The organism is Nocardioides sp. GY 10113, assembly GCF_004919105.1.
Lineage (GTDB): Bacteria > Actinomycetota > Actinomycetes > Propionibacteriales > Nocardioidaceae > Nocardioides.
This window is the reverse complement of sequence record NZ_STGK01000015.1, coordinates 44,147-67,479: the sequence shown is the minus strand read 5'-3', so window position 1 is coordinate 67,479 and position 23,333 is coordinate 44,147. Positions and strand designations below refer to the sequence as shown.

23 protein-coding genes are annotated in these 23,333 nt (G+C 73.3%); all 23 read left to right on the top strand.

The window, feature by feature from the left end; translation table 11 throughout:
- Window positions 1-16 precede the first annotated feature (16 nt).
- The 23 genes from E8D34_RS16775 to fmt all read left to right on the top strand — a co-directional run bounded on the left by E8D34_RS16775 (window position 17) and on the right by fmt (window position 23,259).
- A complete protein-coding gene (locus tag E8D34_RS16775) occupies window positions 17-505 on the top strand; it encodes a shikimate kinase (RefSeq protein ID WP_136595851.1) in 489 nt (162 codons plus the stop codon).
- A complete protein-coding gene (gene aroB, locus E8D34_RS16770; RefSeq protein WP_136595801.1) occupies window positions 502-1,623 on the top strand; it encodes a 3-dehydroquinate synthase in 1,122 nt (373 codons plus the stop codon). Before E8D34_RS16775 ends, aroB begins: the two co-directional genes overlap by 4 nt.
- Complete coding sequence (locus tag E8D34_RS16765) at window positions 1,620-2,051, top strand: type II 3-dehydroquinate dehydratase (RefSeq protein ID WP_136595800.1); 432 nt, start codon at window positions 1,620-1,622, stop codon at window positions 2,049-2,051. The genes aroB and E8D34_RS16765 overlap by 4 nt, the downstream gene beginning before the upstream one ends.
- A gap of 201 nt (window positions 2,052-2,252) precedes the next feature.
- Window positions 2,253-2,816, top strand: a complete 564-nt coding sequence (efp, locus tag E8D34_RS16760) for an elongation factor P (protein WP_136595799.1) — start codon at window positions 2,253-2,255, stop codon at window positions 2,814-2,816.
- 9 nt (window positions 2,817-2,825) lie between these two features.
- Entirely contained in the window at window positions 2,826-3,233 is a 408-nt protein-coding gene (gene nusB, locus E8D34_RS16755; RefSeq protein WP_136595798.1) for a transcription antitermination factor NusB, read from the top strand.
- A 146-nt stretch (window positions 3,234-3,379) separates the two neighbouring features.
- Window positions 3,380-4,138: a hypothetical protein gene (locus tag E8D34_RS21110; RefSeq protein WP_206056772.1), complete on the top strand. Its 759-nt coding sequence runs from the start codon at window positions 3,380-3,382 to the stop codon at window positions 4,136-4,138.
- 85 nt (window positions 4,139-4,223) lie between these two features.
- Entirely contained in the window at window positions 4,224-5,630 is a 1,407-nt protein-coding gene (locus tag E8D34_RS16745) for an NAD(P)/FAD-dependent oxidoreductase (RefSeq protein ID WP_136595797.1), read from the top strand.
- Between the two features lie 133 nt (window positions 5,631-5,763).
- Window positions 5,764-6,384, top strand: coding sequence for a bifunctional pyr operon transcriptional regulator/uracil phosphoribosyltransferase PyrR (gene pyrR / locus E8D34_RS16740; RefSeq protein ID WP_136595796.1), 621 nt, complete (start codon window positions 5,764-5,766; stop codon window positions 6,382-6,384).
- Window positions 6,381-7,316, top strand: a complete 936-nt coding sequence (locus E8D34_RS16735) for an aspartate carbamoyltransferase catalytic subunit (protein ID WP_136595795.1) — start codon at window positions 6,381-6,383, stop codon at window positions 7,314-7,316. The genes pyrR and E8D34_RS16735 overlap by 4 nt, the downstream gene beginning before the upstream one ends.
- The gene (locus E8D34_RS16730) at window positions 7,313-8,626 is read left to right on the top strand and encodes a dihydroorotase (RefSeq protein ID WP_136595794.1); all 1,314 of its coding nucleotides are present in this window, start codon (window positions 7,313-7,315) and stop codon (window positions 8,624-8,626) included. Before E8D34_RS16735 ends, E8D34_RS16730 begins: the two co-directional genes overlap by 4 nt.
- Window positions 8,623-9,756 (top strand): glutamine-hydrolyzing carbamoyl-phosphate synthase small subunit, encoded by a 1,134-nt coding sequence (gene carA / locus E8D34_RS16725; protein WP_136595793.1) that lies wholly within the window; start codon window positions 8,623-8,625, stop codon window positions 9,754-9,756. Before E8D34_RS16730 ends, carA begins: the two co-directional genes overlap by 4 nt.
- Before the next feature lies 1 nt (window position 9,757).
- The gene (gene carB / locus E8D34_RS16720) at window positions 9,758-13,066 is read left to right on the top strand and encodes a carbamoyl-phosphate synthase large subunit (protein ID WP_136595792.1); all 3,309 of its coding nucleotides are present in this window, start codon (window positions 9,758-9,760) and stop codon (window positions 13,064-13,066) included.
- Entirely contained in the window at window positions 13,063-14,133 is a 1,071-nt protein-coding gene (locus E8D34_RS16715) for a quinone-dependent dihydroorotate dehydrogenase (RefSeq protein ID WP_136595791.1), read from the top strand. The genes carB and E8D34_RS16715 overlap by 4 nt, the downstream gene beginning before the upstream one ends.
- A complete protein-coding gene (pyrF, locus tag E8D34_RS16710) occupies window positions 14,130-14,987 on the top strand; it encodes an orotidine-5'-phosphate decarboxylase (RefSeq protein ID WP_136595790.1) in 858 nt (285 codons plus the stop codon). The genes E8D34_RS16715 and pyrF overlap by 4 nt, the downstream gene beginning before the upstream one ends.
- A gap of 26 nt (window positions 14,988-15,013) precedes the next feature.
- Complete coding sequence (locus tag E8D34_RS16705; RefSeq protein WP_136595789.1) at window positions 15,014-15,496, top strand: hypothetical protein; 483 nt, start codon at window positions 15,014-15,016, stop codon at window positions 15,494-15,496.
- Window positions 15,497-15,696: 200 nt separating this feature from the next.
- Window positions 15,697-16,014 carry an integration host factor, actinobacterial type gene (gene mihF, locus E8D34_RS16700; RefSeq protein WP_136595850.1) on the top strand — a complete coding sequence of 106 codons (318 nt, stop codon included), beginning with the start codon at window positions 15,697-15,699 and terminating at the stop codon, window positions 16,012-16,014.
- Window positions 16,007-16,606, top strand: coding sequence for a guanylate kinase (gene gmk / locus E8D34_RS16695; protein WP_240771419.1), 600 nt, complete (start codon window positions 16,007-16,009; stop codon window positions 16,604-16,606). The genes mihF and gmk overlap by 8 nt, the downstream gene beginning before the upstream one ends.
- Before the next feature lie 11 nt (window positions 16,607-16,617).
- Window positions 16,618-16,932 carry a DNA-directed RNA polymerase subunit omega gene (gene rpoZ, locus E8D34_RS16690; RefSeq protein WP_136595788.1) on the top strand — a complete coding sequence of 105 codons (315 nt, stop codon included), beginning with the start codon at window positions 16,618-16,620 and terminating at the stop codon, window positions 16,930-16,932.
- A gap of 16 nt (window positions 16,933-16,948) precedes the next feature.
- Window positions 16,949-18,214, top strand: a complete 1,266-nt coding sequence (gene coaBC / locus E8D34_RS16685; protein ID WP_136595787.1) for a bifunctional phosphopantothenoylcysteine decarboxylase/phosphopantothenate--cysteine ligase CoaBC — start codon at window positions 16,949-16,951, stop codon at window positions 18,212-18,214.
- Between the two features lie 144 nt (window positions 18,215-18,358).
- Window positions 18,359-19,561 (top strand): methionine adenosyltransferase, encoded by a 1,203-nt coding sequence (gene metK, locus E8D34_RS16680; RefSeq protein WP_136595786.1) that lies wholly within the window; start codon window positions 18,359-18,361, stop codon window positions 19,559-19,561.
- A gap of 45 nt (window positions 19,562-19,606) precedes the next feature.
- Window positions 19,607-21,706, top strand: coding sequence for a primosomal protein N' (locus E8D34_RS16675; RefSeq protein ID WP_168929484.1), 2,100 nt, complete (start codon window positions 19,607-19,609; stop codon window positions 21,704-21,706).
- A gap of 69 nt (window positions 21,707-21,775) precedes the next feature.
- A complete protein-coding gene (gene def / locus E8D34_RS16670; protein ID WP_136595785.1) occupies window positions 21,776-22,321 on the top strand; it encodes a peptide deformylase in 546 nt (181 codons plus the stop codon).
- Window positions 22,321-23,259: a methionyl-tRNA formyltransferase gene (gene fmt / locus E8D34_RS16665; RefSeq protein ID WP_136595784.1), complete on the top strand. Its 939-nt coding sequence runs from the start codon at window positions 22,321-22,323 to the stop codon at window positions 23,257-23,259. Before def ends, fmt begins: the two co-directional genes overlap by 1 nt.
- Window positions 23,260-23,333: the final 74 nt, after the last annotated feature.

Genomic DNA, 23,333 nt, shown 5'->3' with positions numbered 1-23,333 from the left:
CGTCCTGGTCGGCCCGATGGGCGCCGGCAAGTCGACCGTCGGCGCGCTGCTCGCCTCGGCGTTCGGCGTCACCGGCCGCGACACCGACACCGACGTAGAGACGAGCGCCGGCCGGAGCGTCGCCGACATCTTCGTCAGCGACGGCGAGGAGCGGTTCCGCGAGCTCGAGCGCGCTGCCGTCGCGACCGCGCTCGCCGACCACGACGGCGTTCTCTCGCTCGGCGGGGGAGCGGTGCTCGACCCCGGCACCCGGGCGCTGCTCGCCGACTACCGTGCCGCCGGCGGAGCCGTGGTGTTCCTCCGGGTCGGCCTGGCCGACGCGGTGAAGCGGGTCGGCCTGGGCACCTCCCGGCCGCTGCTGCTCGGCAACGTCCGTGGCCGGATCAAGGCGCTGCTCGAGGAGCGCACCCCGGTCTACGACTCCGTCGCCTCCCACACCGTCGACACCGACGGCCGCGATCCGCAGGACGTGGCCCGCGAGATCCAGGAGCTGATCGCCCGGTGAGCACCCACCCCGCGCCGACCACCATCACCGTCGCCACCGCCGCGCCGTACGACGTGCTGGTCGGTCACGGCGCGCTCGACCGGCTGCCCGCGCTGCTGCCTGCCGGCGCGCAGCGCGTCGCCGTCGTCTGCCCGGAGTCGCTCGAGGGCCTGCTCGACCGGGTGCTGGACGCCTATCCGGCGCTCGCCGAGGAGTACGACGTCACGGTGCTGCAGATCCCCGACGGGGAGGAGGCCAAGACCGCCGAGACGGCCTCGGCCTGCTGGGACGCGCTCGGCGAGGAGGGGTTCACCCGCTCCGACGTGGTGGTCACCCTCGGCGGGGGTGCCACCACCGACCTGGGCGGCTTCGTGGCGGCCACCTGGCTGCGCGGGGTCGCCGTGGTGCACGTGCCGACCACGCTGCTCGCGATGGTCGACGCCGCGGTCGGCGGCAAGACCGGCATCAACACCGATGTCGGCAAGAACCTGGTCGGCTCCTTCCACGAGCCCGTCGGCGTGCTCTGCGACCTCGCCCTGCTGGACACGCTCCCGCGTGAGGAGCTCGTCTCCGGACTGGCCGAGGTGATCAAGGCCGGCTTCATCGCCGATCCCGCGATCCTCGACCTGGTCGAGGCGACCGATCCAGCCGACCTCACCGCCGACTCCCCGGCGCTGCGCGAGCTGGTCGAGCGCGCCATCCGGGTCAAGGCCGACGTCGTCGCCGGCGACCTGAAGGAGACCGCTGGAGCCGCCGGCGCGGCCCACCCGGGGCGCGAGACGCTCAACTACGGGCACACGCTCGGGCACGCCATCGAGCGGGCCTCCGGCTACGCGCTGCGCCACGGCGAGGCTGTGGCGATCGGGTGCGTCTACGTCGCCGAGCTGGCCGCCCGCACCGGCGGACTGGACGCCGCCGTGGTCGAGCGGCACCGCAGCGTGCTGGCCCGCGTGGGCCTGCCCACGTCGTACGGCGGGGAGGCGACGTTCGAGGAGCTGCTGTCCGCGATGGCGGTCGACAAGAAGGCCCGCGGATCGGTGATCCGGTTCGTGGTCCTCGAGGACCTCGCCCGTCCGGTCGTGCTCGCCGGGCCGTCGGAGGACGACCTCCGGGCCGCGTTCGAGGCGGTGTCCCGGTGACCCGGGTGCTGGTGCTCAACGGTCCCAACCTGGGTCGCCTGGGCCGGCGCCAGCCGGAGATCTACGGTGCCACGACGTACGACGAGCTCGCCGAGCTCTGCGAGGGCTGGGGCGCCGAGCTCGGGCTCGAGGTCGAGGTCCGGCAGACCAACCACGAGGGCGACCTCCTGGACTGGCTCAACGACGCCGCCGACGAGCAGACGCCGGTGGTGCTCAACGCCGCCGCCTGGACGCACTACTCCTACGCCCTCTACGACGCCTGCGCGCAGCTCGTCGCGCCGCTGGTCGAGGTGCACATCTCCGACCCGGGGCAGCGTCCCGAGGTGTTCCGGCACACCTCGGTGGTCACCCCGCACGCGGCGACCGTGATCGCGGGGCAGGGCATCGACGGCTACCGGCAGGCGCTCGAGTTCCTCGCGGCCGGCTGACCGGGGCCGGCGAACCGGTGGATCCCGGCCCCGCCCGGATCCACCGATCGCCGCGTAGCAGCCGAGAATCGGTGGATCCAGGTTCAGCGGACTAGACTTGCTCGCTGGCTCGCGTGCGGGCCCACGCGCGCGCCCCGGGCCCGACCCCGTGCGGCACGCACCTTTGACATCGCCCATCCCTGCATCGGAGAAGACGAACGCATGGCAACCACGAACGACCTGAAGAACGGCATGGTGCTGAAGATCGACGGCCAGCTCTGGCAGGTGGTCGAGTTCCAGCACGTGAAGCCCGGCAAGGGCCCGGCGTTCGTGCGCACCAAGATCAAGAACGTGGAGTCGGGCAAGAACGTCGACAAGACCTTCAACGCCGGCACCAAGGTCGAGACCGCCACGGTCGACCGCCGCACGTACCAGTACCTCTACAACGACGGTACGAACTACGTCTTCATGGACACCGACACCTACGACCAGATCGAGGTCACCCCCGAGATCGTCGGCGACGCGAAGAACTTCCTGCTGGAGAACGCCGAGGCGATCGTGGCGATGAACGAGGGCCGCGTCCTCTTCATCGAGCTCCCCGCCTCCGTCGAGCTCGTGATCACCTACACCGAGCCCGGCGTGGTCGGCGACTCCGCCACCGGCCGCACCAAGCCCGCCACCGTCGAGACCGGCCACGAGATCCAGGTGCCGCTCTTCGTCGAGCAGGGCGAGAAGGTCAAGGTCGACACCCGCGACTCCTCCTACCTCGGCCGCGTCAAGGGCTGATCGGACCCGATGAGCGCACGTACGAAGGCCCGCAAGCGGGCCTTGGACCTCCTCTTCGCCGCCGACCTGCGCGGCGAGAGCGGGGTGGACGGCCTCGAGCGGGCGGTCGCCGAGGGCAACGCCCCGACCAACCCCTACACCGCGGTGCTGGTGCGGGGCGTGGTGGCCCACCAGGCCCGGATCGACGAGGTGCTGCGCCAGTTCGCGCAGGGCTGGTCCCTCGAGCGGATGCCCGCGGTCGACCGCAACGTTCTCCGGCTCGGTGTCTGGGAGCTGCTGTACGCCGAGGACGTGCCCGACGCGGTCGCGGTCAGCGAGGCGATGAGCCTGGTCACCGACCTGTCGACCGACGAGTCGCCGGCCTTCGTCAACGGCGTGCTGGGCGCGATCCAGCGCGGCAAGGAGAGCCTGGTCTGAGCACCGGCCCGGGCTGACGCCCGTCACGGTCACGAAGCCCCGTCCGCCACCCGGCGGGCGGGGCTTCGGCATGCCGCGGCCGGTCGCTCCGGCCGTCCGGCGCCGACGGTGTAGACGGCCGGGCGGCGAGCGGTCAGTATCAGGGCGTGGGTAGGCGGATCCTGATCACACTCGCGGCCGTCGTCGCGGTGGTCGTCGCGCTGGGCGCGGCGCTCCTCGGTGCGGTGGGCCCGCGGGGGAGCCTGCCCACGGCGGCGGCCGAGGAGGTGTGCACGGTCTACCTGGCCGTCTGGACCGGCGGCCCCACCGACCAGCCGCCCTCCCCGGACGCCGACGGCTGGAACTTCACGAACGGCCAGCCTCAGGGGCCCGTGCACGGCGGGCACGCGGTCGACGAGCCCTACTTCGTCTCGCAGGGCGGCTCCGGCAACGGGCAGTGGTTCATGCAGTACGAGGTGTGCGAGGAGGTCACGCCGACCGAGTCCACGGTCACCACGGAGCCGACGACCGAGCCGACGACGGAGCCGACGACGGAGCCGGTCACTCCGCCGACGACCGAGCCGACGACCGAGCCGACGACGGAGCCGGTCACTCCGCCGACGACGGAGCCGACGACCGAGCCGACGACCGAGCCGACGACCGGGCCGACGACCGAGCCGACCACGGAGCCGATCACCCCGCCGACGACGGGGCCGACGTCCGGCACGACGACCGCCACGACCGGCACCACGCCGCCGACGACCGCCACGACCGCCACGACGACGCCGACGCGGGTGCCGACGACCGGCGCCACCCGGCCCGGCAACGTGCTCCCGACCGTGGCCGCCACCCGGCGGGAGGAGCCGCGGAAGGCCCCGGCGGCGCCGCCGAACCACCTGCCCCGGCTGCCCGGCAGCGGCAACTAGGTGCGCTGGCCGCGCCACGAACGGCCAACCTCGCTTCACCTCGGCGCCTCTGGCCTGAGTCATCGCCGATCCGTACTGTCGTGTCATGCCCGACAGCCCGGACCCGGCGGCGCCCGCCCAGACCGTCGACGTGGTCGTGATCGGCACCGGACCGGGCGGTGAGCACCTCGCCGGCGAGCTCGCCCGGGACGGCCTGGAGGTCGTCGCCGTGGACCGCCGCCTCGTCGGCGGCGAGTGTCCCTACTTCGGGTGCATACCGTCGAAGATCATGATCCGCGCCGCCAACACGCTGGCCGAGGCTCGTCGCGTGGCCGGCACGGCCGGCACGGCCGAGGTCGCTCCGGACTGGGCGCCGGTCGCCCGCCGGATCCGCGAGGAGGCGACGGACGACTGGGACGACCGGGTCGCCGTCGAACGGCTCGAGTCGGCCGGCGCGCGGTTCGTCCGCGGCACCGCGCGCCTGACCGGCCCCGGTGAGGTCGTCGTCGAGACCGGCCGCGGCCCGGTGACGCTGCGCGCCCGGCGCGGGGTGGTGCTCAACACCGGCACCGATCCCGCGGTGCCGCCGATCGAGGGGCTGGCCGCGACGCCGTACTGGACCAACCGGGACGCGATGCGGGTCCGCGACCTGCCGGCCCGCCTCACCGTGCTGGGCGGGGGAGCGATCGGCTGCGAGCTGGCGCAGGCCTTCGCCCGCTTCGGCGTCGAGGTCACCGTGCTCGAGGCCGGACCGCGGATCCTCGGCCCGGAGGAGCCGGAGGCCGCCGAGGTCGTCGCCGCGGCGCTCTCCGCAGACGGCATCACCGTCCGGGCCGGTACGACGGTGACCCGGGTCAGCCACGCCGACGGGGTGTTCTCGGTCGAGACCGACGGCGACACGGTGGCGTGCGAGGCGCTCCTGGTGGCGGCGGGGCGGCGCAGCAACCTCGCCGACCTGGGCCTGGAGTCGGTCGGGCTGGACCCGGCCGCGCGGTTCCTGACGGTCGACGAGCGGATGCGCGCGGGCGAGGGCCTGTGGGCGATCGGCGACATCACCGGCGAGGGCGCCTTCACGCACATGTCGATGTACCAGGCAGCGGTGGCGCTGCGGGACCTGCGCGGCGAGGACGGGCCGTGGGCCGACTACCGCGCGGTCAGCCGGGTGACGTTCACCGACCCCGAGGTGGGTGCGGTCGGCCTGACGGAGGCGCAGGCCCGCGCCGCCGGCCTCGAGGTGGCCGTCGGCCGCACCGACCTCACCGCGTCCTCGCGCGGCTGGATCCACGGGCCGGGACCGGACGGCACCGCCAACAGCGGCCTGGTGAAGCTGGTCGCCGACGCCGGGCGTGGGGTGCTGGTCGGTGCCACCACCGCGGGGCCCAGCGGCGGGGAGATGATCGGCCTCCTGGTGGCGGCCGTGCACGCCCAGGTGCCGATCGAGACGCTGCGCACCATGATCTACGCGTACCCGACGTTCCACCGGGCGATCGAGAGCGCGCTGGCGGAGCTGTGAGCCACGCCTCGAAACGCGACGCGCGAGCGCGCCCGTTTGGCCCCGCGCTCCCCGCAACCGGTAGTGTCTGGAGTCGTTCAGACATCCTTTAACGAGCCGTCCCGTGAGGCGGAGAAGGAGGTCAGGCAGGCGCATGCCTACCCAGCCGCAGGTCCATGATCAGCTCGACACCGGGCGCGTCGTCCTCGACGCCGGTGACATCTCCCGGGCACTGACCCGCATCTCGCACGAGATCCTCGAGCGCAACAAGGGCGCCGAGAACCTCCTGCTCCTCGGCCTGCACACGCGCGGCGTCCCGCTCGCCCAGCGCCTGGCCGAGCGCATCGCCGAGGTCGAGGGCGCGACGGTCCCGACCGGGTCGCTGGACGTCACGATGTACCGCGACGACCTCCGCTCCCACCCGACCCGGGCCCCGCACAAGACCGACCTGCCCGCCTCCGGGATCGACGGCAGGACCGTGGTGCTCGTCGACGACGTGCTCTACTCCGGGCGCACCATCCGCGCCGCGCTGGACGCGCTGAGCGACCTGGGCCGGCCGGCCGTCGTCCGGCTGGCGGTGCTGGTCGACCGCGGTCACCGCGAGCTCCCGATCCGCGCCGACTTCGTCGGCAAGAACCTGCCCACCGCCCGCAGCGAGCGGGTCGGGCTGCGGCTGCACGAGACCGACGGGGCCGACGAGGTCCGCATCTACGACATCGCCGCCGGCCAGCCCGCCGGTGAGACCCGCGCGGCGGAGACTGGGGGAGACGCGTGACCCGGCACCTGCTCAGCATCGACGACCTGGATGCGGCCGGGATCGAGGAGATCTTCGAGACCGCCGCCGAGATGCACGACGTCCAGCGTCGCGCCGTGAAGAAGCTCCCCGCGCTGCGGGGCCGCACGGTCATCAACCTGTTCTTCGAGGACTCCACCCGGACCCGGTCCAGCTTCGAGATCGCCGGCAAGTGGCTCTCCGCCGACGTGATCAACCTGTCCGCCAAGGGCAGCAGCGCGAGCAAGGGCGAGAGCCTGCGCGACACCGTGCTCACCGTCACCGCGATGGGCATCGACGGCCTGGTGGTGCGCCACTCCGCCAGCGGAGCCGCGCACCAGATCAGCCAGTGGATCGACGTGCCCGTGATCAATGCCGGCGACGGCATGCACGAGCACCCCACCCAGGCGCTGCTCGACGCCTACACGCTGACCCGGCGGCTCGGCTCGCTGGAGGGCCGCCACGTCGTCCTGGTCGGCGACCTGACGCACAGCCGGGTGTTCCGCAGCAACATCAAGAGCCTGCTCAAGCTCGGCGCCAGCGTCACCGTGGTCGCGCCGCCGACCCTGATGCCGGCCGGTGTCGGCGACTGGTCGAAGTCGGTCGGGTTCGACCTCTCCTACGACCTCGACAGCGTGCTGCCCACGGCCGACGCCGTGATGATGCTGCGCGTCCAGCGCGAGCGGATGAGCGGCGGCTACTTCCCGACCGCCCGGGAGTACACCGTCGGCTACGGCCTGACCCGCGACCGCCTCGCGCTGCTCGGCCCCGACACCCCGATCCTGCACCCCGGCCCGATGAACCGCGGGCTGGAGATCTCGGCCGACGCCGCCGACGCGGTGGGCCGCTCGGTCGTCCTCGACCAGGTCTCGGCCGGCGTCGCCGTCCGGATGTCCGTCCTGTACCACCTGCTCACCGGGGAGGAGAGCGCATGAGTGCCCAGCCTGTCGAGAAGCACAGCCCCTACTTGATCAAGGGCGCCCGCCTGCTCGGCGCCGACGCCGCGGACGTGCTCGTGGCCGACGGCGTGATCCGCGAGATCGGCACGCTGAGCGCCGACGCGGAGACGCGGACCATCGACGCCGACGGCCTGGTCCTGCTGCCCGGCCTCGTCGACCTGCACACCCACCTGCGCGAGCCGGGCCGCGAGGACGCCGAGACGGTGCTGACCGGCTCCCGCGCCGCCGCCGTGGGTGGCTTCACCGCGGTGCTGGCGATGGCCAACACCAACCCGGTCACCGACACCGCCGAGGCGGCCGAGCGCGTCTACGACCTGGGCCGCTCCGTCGGCCTGGTCGACGTGCAGCCGGTCGGCGCGGTGACCAAGGCACTGGCGGGCGAGGAGCTCGCGGAGCTCGGGCTGATGGCCCGCTCGCGCGCCCAGGTGCGCGTCTTCTCCGACGACGGCAAGTGCGTCCACGACGCCCGCGTGATGCGCCGCGCGCTGGAGTACGTCAAGGCGTTCGGCGGCGTGATCAGCCAGCACAGCCAGGACCCGGACCTCGCCGGCCCCAGCGCCTGCTGCCACGAGGGTGAGCTCTCCGGCCGGCTCGGCCTGCCCGGCTGGCCCGGCGTCGCCGAGGAGGTCATCGTCGCGCGCGACGTGATGCTGGCCCGGCACACCGGCAGCCGCGTCCACGTCGCGCACGTCTCCACCGCCGGCAGCGTCGAGGTGATCCGCTGGGCCAAGGCGCAGGGCATCGACGTCACGGCCGAGGTCACGCCGCACCACCTGCTGCTCACCACGGACCTGCTCACCGGCTACGACCCGACGTTCAAGGTCAACCCGCCGCTGCGGCCCGACGAGGACGTGCAGGCGCTGCGCGCCGCGCTGGCCGACGGCACCATCGACGCCGTCGCCACCGACCACGCGCCGCACGCCCGGCACGACAAGGAGCACGCCTTCGTCGACGCCGCCTTCGGCATGCTCGGCCTGGAGACCGCCCTGCCGGTGGTCGCCACCGTGATGGTCGAGAGCGGCCAGATGGGCTGGGCCGACGTCGCTGCCGCGATGAGCACCACCCCGGCCCGGATCGCCGGGCTGGCCGGCCACGGGCGGCCGATCGCGGTCGGCGAGCCCGCCAACCTGACCCTGGTCGACCCGGCGGCGGAGGTGACCGTCGACCGCGACCGATCGGTCTCCCTGTCCCGCAACAACCCCTGGCACGGCCGCTCCCTCACGGGTGCCGTCCACTCGACCCTGCTGCGCGGCGTACCGACCGTGCTGGAAGGAGACCTGGCATGACCGGCACCCCCACCGGCGAGGCGCTGCTCGTCCTCGAGGACGGCCGCGTCTTCCGCGGCGAGGCCTACGGCGCGACCGGCGAGACGTTCGGCGAGGCCGTCTTCAACACCGGCATGACCGGCTACCAGGAGACCCTGACCGACCCCTCCTACCACCGCCAGATCGTGGTGATGACCGCTCCGCACATCGGCAACACCGGCGTCAACGACGAGGACCCCGAGTCGGCCCGCATCTGGGTCTCCGGCTACGTCGTCCGCGACCCCGCCCGCCGGGCCAGCAACTGGCGCAGCGAGCGCAGCCTCGACGAGGAGCTGGTCGCCCAGGGGATCGTCGGCATCAGCGGCATCGACACCCGCGCGCTCACCCGCCACCTGCGCGAGCGCGGCGCGATGCGGGCCGGCATCTCCAGCACCGAGACCGACCCGCAGGCCCTGCTCGAGCGGGTCAAGGCGTCCGCCCAGATGGCCGGCGCCGAGCTCTCCGGAGAGGTCTCCACGGGCGAGGCCTACGTGGTGCCGGCACAGGGGGAGAAGCGGCACACCGTCGTCGCCCTCGACCTCGGCATCAAGGCGATGACGCCCTACCGGATGGCCGAGCGCGGCATCGAGGTGCACGTGCTGCCCGCCACCGCCACCCTCGAGGAGGTGCAGGCGGTCGCCCCCGACGGTCTGTTCTTCTCCAACGGCCCCGGCGACCCGGCCGCGACCACCGGCCAGGTCGAGCTGCTCCGCGGCGCGCTGGCCGCCGGGATCCCCTACTTCGGGATCTGCTTCGGCAACCAGCTCTTCGGTCGGGCCCTCGGCTTCGGCACGTACAAGCTCAAGTACGGCCACCGCGGCATCAACCAGCCGGTGATCGACCGCACCACCGGCAAGGTCGAGGTGACCGCGCATAACCACGGCTTCGCCGTGGACGCCCCGCTCGAGGGCTCGACCACCACGCCGTACGGCGAGGCGACCGTCAGCCACGTCTGCCTCAACGACGACGTGGTCGAGGGCCTCGAGCTCCGTGACCCCGACGGAGGGCTGAAGGCCTTCTCCGTCCAGTACCACCCCGAGGCCGCCGCCGGCCCGCACGACGCGGCGTACCTCTTCGACCGGTTCGTCGACCTGATGGACGGAAAGGCCTGACATGCCCAAGCGCGAGGACATCAAGTCCGTCCTGGTGATCGGGTCCGGCCCGATCGTCATCGGCCAGGCCTGCGAGTTCGACTACTCCGGCACCCAGGCCTGCCGGATCCTCAAGGAGGAGGGCCTGCGGGTCATCCTGGTCAACTCCAACCCGGCGACGATCATGACCGACCCGGAGTTCGCCGACGCCACCTACGTCGAGCCGATCACCCCCGAGTTCGTCGAGAAGGTGATCGCCAAGGAGCGCCCCGACGCGATCCTCCCGACCCTGGGCGGTCAGACCGCGCTCAACACCGCCACGGCCCTCCACGAGAACGGCGTACTGGAGAAGTACGGCGTCGAGATGATCGGTGCCTCCTTCGAGGCGATCCACCGCGGCGAGAACCGAGAGCTGTTCAACGACATCGTCCGCAAGGTCGGTGGCGAGGTCTGCCGCTCGTTCATCTGCCACAGCATGGACGAGGTCGAGAAGGCCACCGAGGAGCTCGGCTTCCCTGTCGTCATCCGGCCCTCGTTCACCATGGGCGGCCTGGGCTCGGGCATCGCGTTCGACGCCGAGGACCTGCGCCGCATCGCCGGCGCCGGGCTCTCGGCCTCGCCGACCACCGAGGTGCTCATCGAGGAGTCGATCCTCGGCTGGAAGGAGTACGAGCTGGAGGTGATGCGCGACAAGAACGACAACGTCGTCATCATCTGCTCCATCGAGAACTTCGACCCGGTCGGCGTGCACACCGGCGACTCGATCACCGTCGCGCCGGCGATGACGCTCACCGACCGTGAGTACCAGCACCTGCGCAACCTGGCCATCGGCGTGATCCGCGAGGTCGGCGTCGACACCGGTGGCTGCAACATCCAGTACGCCGTCAACCCGGAGAACGGCCGCGTCATCGTCATCGAGATGAACCCGCGCGTCTCCCGCTCCTCCGCGCTGGCCTCGAAGGCGACCGGCTACCCGATCGCGAAGATCGCCGCCAAGGTGGCCATCGGCTACACCCTCGACGAGATCGAGAACGACATCACCGCCGGCCCGCTGGGCTCCACCGCGGCCTCGTTCGAGCCGACCCTGGACTACGTGGTGGTCAAGGTTCCCCGCTTCGCGTTCGAGAAGTTCCCGACCGCCGACTCCACGCTGACCACCCACATGAAGTCCGTCGGCGAGGCGATGTCGATCGGCCGCAACTTCTCCGAGGCGCTCAACAAGGCGCTGCGCTCGATGGAGTCGAAGGGCTCGGCCTTCACCTGGGCCGGCGAGTGCGGTGACAAGGACGCCCTCCTCGCGGAGGTCAAGCGTCCGCACGACGGTCGGATCCAGAAGCTGATGCTCGCCATCCGCGCGGGTGCCACGCCCGAGGAGATCTTCGAGGCCACCAGGATCGACCCCTGGTACGTCGACCAGCTCTTCCTGCTCAACGAGGTCGCCACGACGGTGGGCGACGCCGCCGAGCTCGACGAGCGGACGCTGCGGCTCGCCAAGCGGCACGGCTTCTCCGACATCCAGATCGGCGAGATCCGCGGCCTCAGCGAGTCCGAGGTCCGCGCCGTGCGCCACGCGACCGGGATCCGGCCGGTCTTCAAGACCGTCGACACCTGCGCCGCCGAGTTCGAGGCGCGGACGCCGTACTACTACTCGTCCTACGACGAGGAGACCGAGGTCGTCCCGCGTGAGCGCGAGGCCGTCATCATCCTCGGCTCGGGTCCGAACCGCATCGGTCAGGGCATCGAGTTCGACTACTCCTGCGTGCACGCCTCGCAGGAGCTGTCGAAGGCCGGCTACGACACGATCATGGTCAACTGCAACCCGGAGACCGTGTCCACCGACTACGACACCTCCGACCGGCTCTACTTCGAGCCGCTGACGCTCGAGGACGTCCTCGAGATCGTCGAGGCCGAGCGGGCCGCGGGGCCGATCGCCGGCGTGATCGCCACCCTCGGCGGCCAGACCCCGCTGGGCCTGGCCCAGGGGCTGCAGGACGCCGGGATCCCGATCGTGGGCACGAGTCCCGAGGCGATCCACCTGGCCGAGGAGCGCGGTGCCTTCGGTCGGATCCTGGCCGACGCCGGCCTGGTCGCCCCGAAGCACGGCACGGCGGTCTCGTTCGAGGACGCCCGCGAGATCGCGCACTCGATCGGCTACCCGGTGCTGGTGCGCCCGTCGTACGTCCTCGGCGGCCGCGGCATGCAGATCGTCTACTCCGACGAGATGCTGGAGACCTACCTCGAGGCGGCGACCGAGCTGATCAGCGAGGACCGCCCGGTCCTGATCGACCGGTTCGTCGACGACGCGGTCGAGATCGACGTCGACGCCCTGTACGACGGCGAGGAGCTCTTCCTCGGCGGCGTCATGGAGCACATCGAGGAGGCCGGCATCCACTCCGGTGACTCCTCGTGCGCCCTGCCGCCGATCACCCTGGGCCGGAGCGAGATCGAGCGGATCCGCACCGCCACCGAGGCGATCGCCGAGGGCGTCGGCGTGCGCGGGCTGATCAACATCCAGTTCGCCCTGGGCGCCGACGTGCTCTACGTGATCGAGGCCAACCCGCGCGCCAGCCGCACGGTGCCGTTCGTCTCCAAGGCCACCGGGACCTCGCTGGCCAAGGCCGCGTCCCGGGTGATGCTCGGCGCCACGATCGCCGAGCTGCGGGCCGAGGGCCTGCTCCCGGCGACCGGCGACGGCGGGCTGCTGCCGGCCGACGCGCCGATCGCGGTCAAGGAGGCCGTGCTCCCGTTCAACCGGTTCCGGACCAAGCAGGGGCAGTTCGTCGACAGCGTCCTGGGTCCGGAGATGAAGTCGACCGGCGAGGTGATGGGCTTCGACGCGCACTTCGGCACGGCGTTCGCCAAGGCCGAGGCCGGAGCGTTCGGGCCGCTGCCGCTCGGCGGCAAGGTCTTCATCTCGATCGCCAACCGCGACAAGCGGACCATGGTCTTCCCCGCCCGCGTCCTGGCCGACTACGGCTTCGACCTGCTGGCCACCGAGGGCACGGCCGAGGTGCTGCGGCGCAACGGCATCCCCTCGACCGTGGTGCGCAAGCACTCCTCGGGCCCCGGCCCCGATGGCGAGCGGACCATCGTGGGCATGATCCAGGACGGCGAGATCGACCTGATCGTCAACACCCCGAACGGCTCCTCGGCCGACGGGCGCCACGACGGGTACGACATCCGCGCCGCCGCGGTGCTGACCGGCACCCCCTGCATCACCACCGTGCAGGGTGCCGCGGCCGCGGTCCAGGGGATCTCCGCCCTGCGAGCGGGGGAGATCGGCGTGCGATCCCTGCAGGACTGGAGCCGGGCGCGCGAGGCCGCCCGGTGAGCGGAGCCGTCTACGACGCGCTCTTCCGGCACGGCTTCGTCCACGTCGACCCCGAGAAGGCGCACCACCTGGGCTTCGGCGCGATCCGCGCCGCGGGCCCGGTGCTGCGTCGGATGACGCTGCCCGGCGCGCCGGTGGAGGCGTTGGGGCTGACGTTCCCCAACGTGCTCGGCCTGGCCGCCGGGTTCGACAAGCAGGGGTTGGCCTACGCGGCACTGGCCGGCCTCGGCTTCGGCCATGTCGAGATCGGCACCGTCACCGCGCTGGCCCAGCCCGGCAACCCGCAGCCGCGGATGTTCCGGCTCCCCGAGGACCGGGCGATCGTGAACCGGATGGGCTTCAACAACGATGGCGCCCACGCGGTCTCCCGGCGGCTCGCCGAGTCCCGGGGCCCGGTCGGCTCGGGCCCGGTCGGCACCCCCGGGCGGCCGGTGCTGGGGATCAACATCGGCAAGTCCAAGGTGGTCCCCGACGAGGACCAGGCCGCGGTCGAGGCCGACTACGAGACCTCCACCCGCCAGCTGGCCCGGTTCGCGGACTACCTGGTGGTCAACGTCAGCTCGCCGAACACGCCCGGTCTGCGGAACCTGCAGTCGGTGGAGAAGCTGGCCCCGCTGCTGTCGCACGTCCGCCGCGTCGCGGACGAGAGCACGGCCGATCGGCGGGTGCCGCTGCTGGTCAAGATCGCCCCCGACCTGGCCGACGAGGACGTGCTTGCGGTGGCCGACATGGCGCTCGCGCTCGGGCTGGACGGGATCATCGCGACCAACACCACGATCAGCCGTGAGGGCCTGGTCTCCGCCCCGGCCGCGGTGGCCGCGATCGGCGCTGGCGGGCTCTCCGGGGCGCCCGTGCGCGAGCGGGCCACCGACGTGCTCCGGCTGCTGCGCGAGCGGGTCGGTCCGGAGCTGACGCTGATCGGCGTGGGCGGCATCGCGACCGCGGCGGACGCCGCCGAGCGGCTGGCCGCCGGGGCGACCCTGCTGCAGGCCTACACCGGCTTCATCTACGGCGGGCCCGCCTGGCCGCGCCGGATCCTGCACGACCTGGAGAGGACCGCTCGATGACCGCCGCGACGACCTTCGGCTCCCGACTCGCCGCCGCGATCGCCGAGCGCGGCCAGCTCTGCGTCGGCATCGACCCGCACGCGGGCCTGCTGGCCGAGTGGGGCTACGGCGACGACGTCTCCGGGCTGGAGCGGTTCGCGCTCGGCGCCGTCGAGGCGCTCGCGCCGTACGTCAGCGCCATCAAGCCGCAGTCGGCGTTCTACGAGCGGTTCGGCAGCCGCGGTGTGGCCGTGCTGGAGCGCGTGATCGCGGAGACGCGCGCGGCCGGCGCCCTGGTCGTGCTCGACGTCAAGCGCGGTGACATCGGCTCGACCTCGCAGGCCTACGCCGACGCCTACCTCGACCCGGCCTCCCCGCTCTCCTCGGATGCGGTGACGGTCAGCCCCTACCTGGGCTTCGGGTCGTTGCAGCCGTTCGTCGACACCGCTCGCCGGTTCGACGCCGGGCTGTTCGTGCTCGCCGCGACCTCGAACCCGGAGGGCCCGGAGGTGCAGCACGCCGTCACCACGCCGGCGTACGGCGGCGGCTCGGTGGCCGCGACCGTGCTGGCCCACCTGGCCCGGCTGAACGAGGGTGCCGATCGGCTCGGCTCCTTCGGCGCCGTCGTCGGAGCCACCATCGATCCCGAGGCCATCGCCGGCGGCCTCGACCTGGACTTCGGCGGACCGATCCTGGCCCCGGGCTACGGCGCGCAGGGTGGCACCGTGGCCGACCTCTCCCGGATCTTCGGTGCCGCGGCACCCCGGGTCCTGGCCACCTCCTCGCGCGGCATCCTCCGGCACGGCCCCGACGCCCGCGGGCTCTCCGACGCCGCGCGGCGCGCCAACGACGAGCTGCGGGTCCTGGTCGGGTGAGCCCGCCGCCGCGCCCGACGACCCCGATGCTCCACCGGACGCTGCGCTCGCCGTGGACCCGCGCCGCGGCGCTCGCGGTGGTCGCGGTCGGGGTGGGCTCGGTCGTCCACGCGGCCGTCACCGACGACGCTGACGCGATCGACGGCTACTGCGCGACGGTGGCCGAGCAACGGGCGGCGGTCGGACAGGCGCTGGCGGCCGGACCGACCACCGGCCTGATCCGTGCGTTGCCCAGCTTCGAGCGCCTGGAGGCCGCCGCGCCCGCCGACATCGCGGACGAGTGGGCCCGGGTCAACGGCGCGGTCGGCGACCTGGTCGACGCGCTCGACGACGCCGGGGTGGACCCGTCGACGTACCGGCGTGACGATCCGCCGGTGGGGCTGAGCCGCGCCGACCGGGCGGCGATCGACGCCGCCGCGGCGGCGCTGGGCGCCCCGGGCACCCAGGCCGCGATGGCCGCCGTGGAGCAGCAGGCCCGCGACGTCTGCCGGTCCCCGCTGAGCCTGTGACCGAGGCCCGGGGTGGCCGCCCGGGGCGCCCGCCACGACGGCTTCCGGGGAGTCGGCCCCGGGGCCCCGTGCGACGCCCTGCGCGACCCGCCGGGAACCATTGGACGGCCATGCGTTGCCCGTGATCTGGCGGTCTGGTTAAGTGTGCCCGTCGGCGATGTTGCCGTCGCACCCTCACACAGAAGGACCCGCCCGTGGCACTGCCTCCGCCTCCCTTGACTCCGGAACAGCGACAGGCTGCCCTGGAGAAGGCCGCCGCCGCCCGTCGTGAGCGCGCGGAGGTGAAGAACCGTCTGAAGAACTCCGGCGCCTCGATCTCCGAGGTGCTGGCGCAGGGCCAGACCAACGAGGTCATCGGCAAGATGAAGGTGGCCGACCTGCTGCAGTCCGTTCCCGGTCTCGGCAAGGTCAAGGCCCGCCAGATGATGGAGAAGCTCGGTATCGCCGAGTCGCGACGCGTCCGTGGGCTGGGCGTGAAGCAGATCGCCGCCCTGGAGCGCGAGTTCGCTGGTGACTGACCGCACCACCGACGTCACCGTGGAGACCCCGCGACGACTGGTGGTGCTGGCAGGACCCACCGCGGTCGGCAAGGGCACCGTCGCCGCCGCGGTTCGTGAGCAGCATCCCGAGGTGTGGATCTCGGTCTCGGCGACCACTCGGGCGCCGAGGCCCGGCGAGGTCCACGGCGTGCACTACCTGTTCGTCGACGAGGACGAGTTCGACGCGATGGTCGCCGAGGGCCGTCTGCTGGAGTGGGCCGTGGTGCACGGCCGGCACCGCTACGGCACCCCGCGTGGTCCCGTCCAGGAGGCGCTCGCGGCCGGACGGCCCGCGATGCTCGAGATCGACCTGCAGGGCGCGCGTCAGGTCCGGGAGACCATGCCGGAGGCACTGTTCGTGTTCCTCGCGCCGCCGTCGTGGGAGGAGCTCGTGCGCCGTCTCGTCGGGCGCGGCACCGAGGACGAGGCCGAGCGGGAGCGTCGGCTGGAGACCGCGCGCCGCGAGCTCGCCGCTGAGGCGGAGTTCGATCGGACCATCGTGAACCACGAAGTTCACGACGCGGCCGAGGAGTTGGTAGCCTTGATGGGTTCACCCATCAACGACTTGTGAGGCTACTGCGCGTGTCTGCCCCCAACATCAACGCCGTCGGCGTCACCAACCCGCCGATCGACGACCTGCTCTCCAAGACGGACAGCAAGTACAAGCTGGTCCTCTACGGTGCCAAGCGGGCGCGGCAGATCAACGCCTACTACTCCCAGCTGGGTGAGGGCCTCCTGGAGTACGTCGGTCCCCTGGTGGAGACCCACGTGCAGGAGAAGCCGCTGTCGATCGCGCTCCGCGAGATCAACGAGGACCTGCTGACCTGCGAGGACATCGACCCGGCCGAGCTCGCCGCGGAGCAGGCTGCGGCCGCCGAGCCCGAGCTCAGCGAGTGAGCTGAGGGCACTTCCCGTGTCCTCCCACCCGGCCGGCGCTCCGGTCGACGAGGCCGAGCGGGCGCCGGACCGGCCGAGGGTCGTCCTCGGTGTGTCCGGCGGCATCGCCGCCTACAAGGCGTGCGAGCTGCTGCGGCGGTTCACCGAGTCCGGCCACGACGTGACCGTCGTGCCCACGTCGGCCGCACTGGAGTTCGTCGGCGCGCCCACCTGGGCCGCGCTGTCGGGCAAGCCCGTCGCGGCCGACGTGTGGTCGGGCGTCCACGAGGTGCCGCACGTGCGCCTCGGGCAGTCCGCGGACCTGGTCGTCGTCGCGCCGGCGACGGCCGACCTGATGGCCAAGGCCGCCCACGGGCTCGCCGACGACCTGCTCACCAACACGCTGCTGACGGCGCGTTGCCCGGTCGTGCTCGCCCCCGCGATGCACACCGAGATGTGGGAGCACCCCGCGACGGTCGCGAACGTCGCCACCCTGCGTCAGCGGGGGACGGTGGTCGTGGAGCCAGCGGAGGGCCGCCTCACCGGCGCGGACACCGGCAAGGGTCGCCTGCCGGACCCGGCCGAGATCTTCGACCTCTGCGTCGAGGTGCTCGCCCGCGGTGCGCTCACGCCGGACCTGCGCGGCCGTCGCGTGGTGGTCTCCGCCGGAGGCACGCGGGAGCGGCTGGACCCGGTCCGGTTCCTCGGGAACCGGTCGTCGGGGCGCCAGGGCTACGCACTGGCGCGCGCGGCCGCCGCTCGCGGCGCCGAGGTCACCCTCGTCGCCGCCAACGTGACGCTGCCCGACCCGGCCGGGGTCAAGGTCGAGCGTGTGGAGACCACCGCCGAGCTGCGGGCGGCCGTCCTGTCGGCCGCGACCGGCGCCGACGCGGTCGTGATGGCCGCGGCACCGGCCGACTTCCGGCCCACCGGTGAGTCGACCGTCAAGATCAAGAAGGCGGCCGACGGCTCCGCGCCGACGATCGAGCTGGAGCAGAACCCCGACATCCTCGCCGAGCTGGCCGCCGCCCGTCCCGCGCGGGTGGTCGTCGGCTTCGCGGCCGAGACGGGGGACAGCACGGGCAGCGTGCTGGACCTCGCCCGCGCCAAGCTGGCCCGCAAGGGCTGCGACCTGCTCGTCGTCAACGACGTCGGCGGGGGAGCGGTCTTCGGCGCCGAGGACAACGAGGCGGTGATCCTCGGCGACGACGGATCGACCTCCGAGGTGCCCCGCGGCTCCAAAACGGCGCTGGCGCACGTGATCTGGGACCGGGTCGCCGAGCGGCTCTCGCGATCCTCCTGATCCACCGACCGGTCCGATCCTCGCGATTCCCGTGAGATCGGCCCGATCCCGCTGCCACCGGTACGTATCGTTGGGGTACGCACCACCGACTTCATCAACGACCAGGCTCCGTGGCCGGGTCCGAACCGCAGGAGCAATGAACCCGTGACTGGACGTCTCTTCACCTCCGAGTCCGTGACCGAGGGGCACCCGGACAAGATCGCGGACCAGATCAGCGACTCGGTGCTCGACTACCTGCTCGCCCACGACCCGTCCTCGCGGGTCGCGGTGGAGACGCTGCTGACCACCGGTCTCGTCGTCGTCGCCGGTGAGGTCACCACGTCGGCGTACGCGCCCGTGGCGCAGCTGGTGCGCGACCGGATCCTGGAGATCGGCTACGACTCCTCCGAGAAGGGCTTCGACGGGCGCTCCTGCGGCGTCCAGGTCGCCATCGGTGCGCAGTCGGCCGACATCGCCCAGGGCGTCGACGACGCCTACGAGGACCGTGTCGAGGCCTCGGGCGACGAGCTCGACAAGCAGGGCGCCGGCGACCAGGGCCTGATGTTCGGCTACGCCTGCGACGACACCCCCGAGCTGTTCCCGCTGCCGATCAAGATCGCGCAGACGCTCTCCGAGCGGCTCTCCGCGGTCCGCAAGGACGGCACGCTGCCCTACCTGCGCCCCGACGGGAAGACCCAGGTCACCATCGAGTACGACGAGGAGAACCGCCCGGTGCGGATCGACACCGTCGTCCTGTCCACCCAGCACGCCGAGGACATCGACCTCGACAAGACGCTGACCCCCGACATCACCAAGCACGTGATCGAGCCGGTGCTCGAGCAGTTCCGGTCCTCGGTGCCCTCCGAGGGCTACCGCCTGCTGGTCAACCCGACCGGCCGGTTCGTGGTGGGCGGCCCGATGGGCGACGCCGGCCTGACCGGTCGCAAGATCATCGTCGACACCTACGGCGGCATGGCCCGCCACGGCGGCGGCGCGTTCTCCGGCAAGGACCCGTCCAAGGTCGACCGCTCCGCGGCGTACGCGATGCGCTGGGTGGCCAAGAACGTCGTCGCCGCGGGCCTGGCCCGCCGCTGCGAGGCGCAGGTCGCCTACGCGATCGGCAAGGCGGCCCCGGTCGGCGTCTTCGTGGAGACCTTCGGCACCGGCGTCGTCCCGGACGAGCGGATCCAGCAGGCCGTGCTCGAGGTCTTCGACCTGCGCCCGGCCGCGATCATCCGCGACCTGGACCTGCTGCGCCCGATCTACGCCAAGACCGCCGCCTACGGTCACTTCGGCCGCGAGCTGCCGGAGTTCACCTGGGAGCGCACCGACCGTGCCGAGGCGCTCAAGGCCGCCGTCGGTCTCTGACACCTCGCGGTCGGCCGGGTCGGCGGCGCTGGTAGAACTGCGCCCATGACCCCCGACGAGCCCGCCCTGGAGCTGCCGGGGCTGGTCCGCGACCGCGCCGCGGAGGGGCGCGCCAAGGCGGCCCGCACCCGGGCCCGCAAGGCGGCGGAGGTGGAGATCACCGACGTCGACCCGGTGGCCGGTGTGCTGCTCGACCTCGGGCTGCCGCACCTGGACCGCGAGTTCGACTACGCGGTCCCGGTGGCGATGGCCGAGGGCGCCCGGCCCGGGGCTCGGGTCAAGGTCCGCTTCGGCGGGCAGGACGTCGACGGCTTCGTCGTCCGGCGCGGCCCGACCAGCGACCACGACGGGCGGCTGGCGCCGTTGCGCCGCCTGGTCAGTCCGGAGCCGGTGCTCAGCCCGGCCGTCCGGGCGCTGTGCGACCGGGTGGCCGAGCACTACGCCGGCGCCAGCGCCGACGTACGCCGCCTGGCGGTCCCGCCGCGCCACGCGACGGTGGAGCGGGAGCCGTCGCCGCCCGAGCCGCCGCTGCACCTGCCGGCCGAGGCGGCGCGGGCCTGGGACGCCTACCCCGCCGCCCCTGCCTTCCTGGAGCACCTGCGCGCCGGTCATGCGCCGCGCGCGGTCTGGTCCGTCGCGCCGGGGGAGGACTGGCCGCACCTGCTGGCTGTCGCCGCGGCGGCGACGCTCGCCGGCGGCCGGGGCACGGTGCTCTGCCTGCCCGACCACCGCGACGTGGCGCGGGTCGATGCCGCGCTCCGGGCGCTGCTGGGCGAGGAGCACCACGTGACGTTGCGGGCCGAGCCGGGGCCGGCCGCCCGCTACCGCGACTTCCTGGCCGTCGCCCGGGGCACCCGACGGATCGTGGTCGGCACCCGCTCCGCCGCGTTCGCGCCGGTGCGCGACCTCGGGCTGGTGGTGGTCTGGGACGACGGCGACGACCTGCACGCCGAGCCGCGGGCGCCGTACCCGCACGTGCGCGAGGTGCTCGGCATGCGGGCCGAGATCGAGGGGGCCGGCGCGATCGTCGCCGGCTTCGGCCGCAGCGTCGAGGGGGCGCAGCTCCTCGCCGGCGGCTGGGCGCGCGAGATCAGCCTGCCCCGCGAGCGCCGCCGGGACCGGGTGCTGGTCGCGGTCAGCGGCGCCAGCGAGCACGCGCTGCGCCGCGACCCGCACGCCGCGGGCGCGCGGATCCCCAAGGAGGCGCATGACGCCGTGCGCTGGGGGCTGGAGCACGGTCCCGTGCTGGTGCAGGTGCCGCGGGCCGGCTATGCGCTGCGCCTGGCCTGCGAGCGGTGCCGGACGCCCGCCCGGTGCGCCGCGTGCACCGGGCCGCTTCAGCTGACCGGCCCGACCACGCCGCCGGCGTGCCGCTGGTGTGCCACGGTCGTCCCCGACTGGACGTGCGGCACCTGTGGCGGGCACGGGCTCCGCGCGCCCGTGCTCGGCGATGCGCGGACCGCGGACGAGCTGGGCCGGATCTTCCCGCGGGTCCCGGTGGTGACGTCCTCCGGTGACCGGATCCGCGACACCGTGCCCGCCGGCCCGCGGATCGTGGTCGCCACCCCGGGGGCGGAGCCGGTGGCCGAGGGCGGCTACGCGGTCGTGGTGCTGCTCGACACCTGGCTGGCGCTGGCCCATGACGGCCTGCGCACCGCGGAGGACGCCGTCCGCCGCTGGGCGAACGCGATCGGACTGGTCCGCGCCGGTGGACGGGCGCTGGCCGTCGGCGACCCCGGGCTGCCCGCGCTGCAGACGCTGGTGCGCTGGGACCCGGAGGGCTTCGCGGTCCGCGAGGCCGAGGAGCGGCGCTCGGCGCGGCTGCCACCGGCCGCACGCCTGGCCACGCTGACCGGCACCCCCGGCGCGATCGGCGACCTGTTGACGTTGACCGCGCTGCCGGCGGGCGCGGAGGTGCTGGGACCGCTGCCGGCGCCGCCGCCGTCCGGCGGCGCGGGCGTCGGGAACGCTCCGGGGGCTGGCGGCGATGCCCGGTCGGCCCCGTCGGTGGTCGAGCGGATGCTGGTGCGGGTGCCGCAGGCCGACGGCCCCGCGCTGGCGCGCGCCCTGCGGGAGGCCCAGCGCGCGCGGTCCGCGCGGCGCCTCGAGCCGGTGCGGATCCAGGTCGACCCACCCCGCCTGTGAGCGTGCGGGGGCGGCGGCCTCGGCGACGCCCGGATCGGCGCCGGAGCGCCGCGACACTAGACTCGCCCCGTGGCCATTCGACCGATCCGACTCTTCGGTGACCCGATCCTGCGCCGCCCCGCCATCGAGGTCGTCGACTTCGACGCGGAGCTGCGCCAGATCGTCCAGGACCTGACCGACACCATGATGGACGCCCCGGGCGCCGGCCTGGCCGCGCCCCAGATCGGCGTCGGGTTGCGGGTCTTCACCTACAACGTCGACGGCGAGATCGGCCACCTGGTCAACCCCTCGCTCGAGCTGTCGAAGGAGACCCAGGACGGCCCGGAGGGCTGCCTCTCCCTGCCCGAGCTGACCTACGACTGCCTGCGCGCGCTGTCGGTGGTCGCCAGCGGCTTCAACATGTACGGCGACCCGGTGCGGATCGAGGGCTCGGAGATGCTCGCGCGGGCGATCCAGCACGAGACCGACCACCTCGACGGCGTGCTCTTCATCGACCGCCTCGACGACGCCGCCCGGAAGGCGGCGATGCGCGAGATCCGGGAGTCGGAGTGGTTCGGGCTGGAGCAGCCCACGATCAAGGTCTCGCCCCACCGCACGAACGGATTCGGATTCTGATGCGCGTCGTCTTCGCCGGCACCCCCGAGGTCGCCGTCCCCGCGCTGGATGCGATCGCCGCGTCCGGACACGAGCTGGTCGGCGTCGTGACCCGTCCCGACGCGCCCGCCGGTCGCGGCCGGAAGCTGACCCCGAGCCCCGTCGGGCTGCGCGCGGAGGAGCTCGGCGTACCGGTCCTGAAGCCGGAGCACCCGCGGGACCCGGAGTTCCAGGAGCAGCTGCGCGCGCTGCGTCCCGACTGCTGCCCGGTGGTCGCCTACGGCGCGCTGATCCCGCAGTCCGCGCTCGACATCCCCGAGCACGGCTGGGTCAACCTGCACTTCTCGCTGCTCCCCGCGTGGCGCGGTGCCGCACCGGTGCAGCACGCGATCTGGGCCGGCGACGAGGTCACCGGTGCCACCACGTTCCGGATCGTCCAGGCGCTGGACGCGGGCCCGACCTTCGGCGTGATGACCGAGACCATCCGCGCCACCGACACCGCCGGTGACCTGCTCGGCCGGCTGGCAGACGGCGGCGCCGGGTTGCTGGTCGCGACGCTGGACGGCATCGCCGACGGCTCGCTGGAGGCCCGGGAGCAGCCGGCCGACGGCATCACCCTGGCGCCGAAGATCAGCGTCGAGGACGCTCGGGTCGCCTGGACCGACCCGGCGACCGCGGTGGACCGTCGGATCCGTGCCTGCAGCCCGTTCCCCGGCGCCTGGACCGAGTACGACGGCGAGCGGGTCAAGCTCGGCGCGGTGACCCCCGTGGACTGGAGCGACGAGGCCGGCGAGGCGCCGAAGCCCGGCGTGCTGGTGGTCGGCAAGAACGAGGTCCTGGTCGGCACCGCGACCACGCCGGTCCGGCTCGGTCGGGTGAAGGCGTTCGGCAAGAAGGAGATGGGTGCGGCCGACTGGGCGCGGGGCGCCCGCCTGGCGGACGGAGCGACCTTCCAGTGACCCGCCCGGCGCCCCGTCGGCGCCCACGGCCCGCCGGCCCCCGGACCTCCGGGGGCCGCCGTCCAGCCCGTCCG

What these genes read in the sequence shown, in the direction of transcription:
- pyrR (WP_136595796.1), top strand. Translation starts at nt 5,764, where the DNA reads ATGCCTACCCAGCCGCAGGTCCATGATCAGCTCGACACCGGGCGCGTC.
- E8D34_RS16775 (WP_136595851.1), top strand. Translation starts at nt 17, where the DNA reads ATGGGCGCCGGCAAGTCGACCGTCGGCGCGCTGCTCGCCTCGGCGTTC.
- fmt (WP_136595784.1), top strand. Translation starts at nt 22,321, where the DNA reads ATGCGCGTCGTCTTCGCCGGCACCCCCGAGGTCGCCGTCCCCGCGCTG.
- pyrF (WP_136595790.1), top strand. Translation starts at nt 14,130, where the DNA reads ATGACCGCCGCGACGACCTTCGGCTCCCGACTCGCCGCCGCGATCGCC.
- carA (WP_136595793.1), top strand. Translation starts at nt 8,623, where the DNA reads ATGACCGGCACCCCCACCGGCGAGGCGCTGCTCGTCCTCGAGGACGGC.
- E8D34_RS16745 (WP_136595797.1), top strand. Translation starts at nt 4,224, where the DNA reads ATGCCCGACAGCCCGGACCCGGCGGCGCCCGCCCAGACCGTCGACGTG.
- E8D34_RS16705 (WP_136595789.1), top strand. Translation starts at nt 15,014, where the DNA reads ATGCTCCACCGGACGCTGCGCTCGCCGTGGACCCGCGCCGCGGCGCTC.
- efp (WP_136595799.1), top strand. Translation starts at nt 2,253, where the DNA reads ATGGCAACCACGAACGACCTGAAGAACGGCATGGTGCTGAAGATCGAC.
- carB (WP_136595792.1), top strand. Translation starts at nt 9,758, where the DNA reads ATGCCCAAGCGCGAGGACATCAAGTCCGTCCTGGTGATCGGGTCCGGC.
- nusB (WP_136595798.1), top strand. Translation starts at nt 2,826, where the DNA reads ATGAGCGCACGTACGAAGGCCCGCAAGCGGGCCTTGGACCTCCTCTTC.
- E8D34_RS16730 (WP_136595794.1), top strand. Translation starts at nt 7,313, where the DNA reads ATGAGTGCCCAGCCTGTCGAGAAGCACAGCCCCTACTTGATCAAGGGC.
- E8D34_RS16675 (WP_168929484.1), top strand. Translation starts at nt 19,607, where the DNA reads ATGACCCCCGACGAGCCCGCCCTGGAGCTGCCGGGGCTGGTCCGCGAC.